The 3995-nt window shown below is 68.4% G+C and carries 4 protein-coding genes; 3 read left to right on the top strand and 1 reads right to left on the bottom strand.

Annotated elements, in window-relative coordinates; translation table 11 throughout:
* Nucleotides 1-124 precede the first annotated feature (124 nt).
* Nucleotides 125-1378: a phosphoribosylamine--glycine ligase gene (purD, locus tag K2Z83_RS16150; protein ID WP_220596220.1), complete on the bottom strand. Its 1254-nt coding sequence runs from the start codon at nucleotides 1376-1378 to the stop codon at nucleotides 125-127.
* A gap of 226 nt (nucleotides 1379-1604) precedes the next feature.
* Here purD and K2Z83_RS16145 point away from each other — a divergent pair, with 226 nt between their 5' ends.
* From K2Z83_RS16145 to K2Z83_RS16135, 3 genes are all read left to right on the top strand, one after another.
* Nucleotides 1605-2279 (top strand): DUF5666 domain-containing protein, encoded by a 675-nt coding sequence (locus K2Z83_RS16145; RefSeq protein ID WP_220596219.1) that lies wholly within the window; start codon nucleotides 1605-1607, stop codon nucleotides 2277-2279.
* A gap of 155 nt (nucleotides 2280-2434) precedes the next feature.
* Nucleotides 2435-2977 (top strand): sigma-70 family RNA polymerase sigma factor, encoded by a 543-nt coding sequence (locus K2Z83_RS16140; protein WP_220596218.1) that lies wholly within the window; start codon nucleotides 2435-2437, stop codon nucleotides 2975-2977.
* The coding region (locus tag K2Z83_RS16135) for a DUF5666 domain-containing protein (protein WP_220596217.1) at nucleotides 2977-3995 on the top strand (1019 nt) is incomplete at its 3' end. The genes K2Z83_RS16140 and K2Z83_RS16135, both read left to right, overlap by 1 nt.

The following is a 3995-nucleotide window of genomic DNA, read 5'->3' as shown; positions in this document are numbered from 1 at the left end:
CCGGATCCGCTGATCAGCACGGCGATAGTGTACACGCGGACTCCCATAATTGCAGATTGCAGATTGCAGAGTGCAGATTATCAGGACGCAATCTGCACTCTACAATCTGCAATCTGCAATCGCATCAGGGCGTCGGCTCTTTGCCGATATCCATGCGGTGGTGCTTGCCCTCGAAGCGGATGCCGGCGGCGGACTCATAGGCCCGCTCGCGGGCCTGGCGCAGCGTGCCGCCGAGTCCGGTGACGCCGATGACGCGCCCGCCGGCGGTGCAGAGCCCGGTGGCCCCGAGGGCCGTCCCGGCGTGGAAGATCAGCACCTTGTTGTCGTCGACGGCCTCGACCCCGCGGATCGCGTCGCCCTTGCGCGGCCGCTCGGGGTATCCGGCGGCGCAGAGGACCACGCAGACGGCATAGCCCTTGCGGCGGCGCAGCTTCTCGGGCTGGAGGTTGCCGGTGGCGCAGCCGTAGAGCGCCTCGAGGAGATCCCCCTCGATCAGCGGCAGCAGCGCCTGGGCCTCCGGGTCGCCGAAGCGGGCGTTATACTCCAGCACCTTCGGCCCCGTCTCGGTGAGCATGATCCCCGCGTAGAGCACCCCGTGGAAGGGCGTGCCCCTGGCGGCCATGGCGTCGATCGCCGGCTGGAGGCATGAGCTCACAATCTGGTCGAGCTGCCCGGGCGTCACATCGTCGACCGGGGCCACCACGCCCATACCGCCGGTGTTCGGCCCCACGTCGCCGTCCCCCAGGCGCTTATGGTCGCGGGCGGGCGGCAGCGCCACCAGCCGTCTGCCGTCGCAGAGCGCGAGCACCGAGACCTCGCGGCCGATCAGGCGCTCCTCAAGCAGCAGCTGCTGGCCGGGCAGGTCGCCGCTGAGCTGCGCGATCGCGGCCAGCGTCTCCTCGACGCTGTCGGGCACCACCACGCCCTTGCCCTGGGCCAGGCCATCGGCCTTCACCACCCAGGCGGCGCCGCTGGAGCGCACGAAGTCGGCGGCGGCCGCCGCCGTGGCGAAGACGTGCGCGGCGGCGGTGGGCACGCGGGCCTCGGCCATGATCTCCTTGGCGTAGGCCTTACTGCTCTCAAGCCGCGCCGCCTCGGCGCTCGGCCCGAACACAGGGATCCCGGCGGCGGCGAAGCGGTCGGCGATGCCATCGGCGAGCGGCTGCTCCGGCCCGACGACCACCAGGTCGATCGCCTCGCGCTGGGCGAGGTCGATCAGCGCGGCGAAGTCGTCGAGCGGGAAGGGGACGTTTTGGCCGTGGTGGGCGGTGCCGGTGTTGCCGGGCACGCACAGCAGCTTCCCAATCTGTGGCGACTGTGCGATCTTCCAGGCGAGGGCGTGCTCGCGGCCGCCCGAGCCGATCAGCAGAACATTCATAGGTAACAAGTTTTTTTGTTGGGGTTTTGGCGGCGAAGCCGCCAAAACCCCAACAAAAGCGGGGTCTGGGGCGAAGCCCCAGGAAGTTGCCACAGCCCTGCGCACCTTGCCGTGCGCTCGGGCGTGATCACGGAGTTTGAAACCCACCCGTTACTTTTTTGCCCGCCGCACGACGTACAGGGTGAAGTCACTGCTTTGCCGATCATAGACATAAGGAGCTACAACGATGAATGCCACCCGCTTCCTCAAGGCTCTGGCGCTGACCGCCAGCGTGTCCGGCGCGCTGCTCTTTGGATCATCCGGCCACGCCTTCGCCCGTATGGCCGAGCCGGGAATGCCGTGGACGACCCCTACCGCCGCCACAGAGACCGCCACGCCTGCCCTGGCCACGGCGATCCCGGCCGCGCGCCCGGTGCCGGTTGAGATCTCTGGCACGGTGACGTCTATGGGCGCGACCTCCTGGGTCATCGGCGGGACGACGGTGGTTATTGGCACGCACACCGATATCGACCCGGCGATTGTGCTTGGCTCTCTGGTGAAGGTACACGCCGTGGAGAATGTGGCGGGCGTCCTGATTGCCCGCGAGATCGCGCTGGTGAGCTTGCCCGAGGCGACGGCCACGCCCGAGGCGACGGCCACGCCCGAGGCGACGGCCACGCCCGAGGCGACGGCCACGCCCAGCCCTACCTGCGACTGCGACGGCCCGCATCATGACGACAACGGCAGCGATAGCGCGAACCGCGACGCGAACGACGACAACGGCAGCGATAACAGCAACACCGACGCCAATGACAGCAGTGGCGGCGGCAGCGATAGCGCGAACCGCGACGCGAACGACGACAACGGTAGCGATAATGGCGGCCACGGCTCCGGCGACGATAACGGCGGCCACGGCAACTAATGACGCTTCTCTGGGGCTGAGCCTCTGACCGCTCTGTGTTGAGGTTGGGCGGGTTCGCCGCCCAACCTCAACACACGCATACACCGGGCGAGGAAACTTCAAGTACACTGTGTGTCGCCACTCGAATGAGCGCATTTGTAGCAGGAATTCACTCTGTGGTCGATGAAGCTGAGCTCCTGGGCCGCGCCCGCGCCCATGATACTGATGCACTTGCGCAGATCCATGATGCCTACTATGGTCCGCTCTTTCGCTATGTCTCCTTCCGCGTGGGTGATCGCCCCACCGCAGAGGATCTGGTCAGCGACGTGTTCACTCGGTTTCTCACCGCTCTGCGCGACCGCAAGGCGCCGCAGAGCGCCCTGCGCGGCTGGCTGTTTGGTGTCGCGTCCAATGTTGTGAGCGACCACTACCGCCGCTACTACCGCGCGCCCTCCGCGCCGCTTGATGAGTCGATCATCAGCCAGGAGGCTGGGCCTGAGGATGTCGCCGAGCAGGCGGCCACCCGCGAGGATCTGCGCCGCGCTGTGGGAACCCTCACCGGTGAGCAGCAGCACGTGCTGGCGATGCGCTACGGCCAGGGGCTGCCGATCCAGGAGGTGGCCCGCGCCCTGGGGAAGTCCGAGGGGGCGATTAAGCAGCTTCAGGCGCGGGCGATCGCCGCGCTCACCCGTAAGATGGCTCCAGGGATAGGGGAGTGATGGATACCGAACTCGAACTCAAGCTGATCCTCTGCCTCGACGCCCTGGATGCCGGCGAGCCGCTCGATGATGTTCTGGCGCGCTACCCCGCTGAGGCTGACACCTTACGCCCCTTCCTGGAGACGGCTGTGGCTCTGCCGCGCCTCGCTCTTGAGCCGACGCCCTCCGCGCAGGTGAGCTCGCGCCGCGCCTTTCTCAACCGCGCCGCCGATCTGCGGCCAACCGCTGGCCGGCGATTCTTTGGTCTCCCGCTGCGCCTCGGTGTCGCCCTGGCCACCATACTGCTCGCCCTCGCCCTCGCCGGCGGTGGGACGGCGGCCGCCTCGGCGGCGCTCCCGGGTGAGCCGCTGTATGGGCTCAAGCGTGTCGCCGAGCAGGTGCAGGTCGCGCTCTCCGCCGATAAGGCCTATGTCGAGCAGGAGATCGCCCAGCGCCGCCGCGATGAGGTTGGTGCGCTGATCGCCCAGGATCGCTCGGCTGAGGTGGGGTTCGGCGGCCAGGTGACAGCCATCTCGGCTGACACCTGGCAGATTGCTGGGTATGCGGTGCAGGTGGATGCGTCCACGCAGATCGATGGCGATATTCGGCCTGGCGCGGCGGTGACGGTTGTTGGCCGTCTGGTAGGTGGGGTGATCCGGGCGACGGCTATTCTGGCGGACCCCGACGTGAATCCAGTGCCTGTTGCTTTGCCGACGCCCGTGCCGACGGCGACGGCGAGCCAAACGCCCGCGCCGACGGCGAGCCAAACGCCCGCGCCGACGGCGAGCCAAACGCCCGCGCCGACGGCGACGGCTGTGCCGCCGACGGCGCCCGCGCCGAGCCCGACGGCTGTGCCGCCGACGGCGACTCTTCGGCCAGTTCGCCCGGCCCCGACGGCTGTACTGCCAACTATCAGCCCCCCCACCGCTGGGCCGGCCGAGGATCATGGCGGCGGCGGGGACACTGGCGAGAAGCAACCGACGGCTGGGCCGGCCGAGGATCATGGCGGCGGCGGGGACACTGGCGAGAAGCAACCGAC

The organism is Oscillochloris sp. ZM17-4, from assembly GCF_019599295.1.
GTDB lineage: Bacteria > Chloroflexota > Chloroflexia > Chloroflexales > Chloroflexaceae > Oscillochloris.
Note: the sequence above shows the minus strand (reverse complement) of the source record. Positions and strands in the feature narration are given on the sequence as shown.

What these genes read in the sequence shown, in the direction of transcription:
- purD (WP_220596220.1), bottom strand. Translation starts at nt 1,378, where the DNA reads ATGAATGTTCTGCTGATCGGCTCGGGCGGCCGCGAGCACGCCCTCGCC.
- K2Z83_RS16145 (WP_220596219.1), top strand. Translation starts at nt 1,605, where the DNA reads ATGAATGCCACCCGCTTCCTCAAGGCTCTGGCGCTGACCGCCAGCGTG.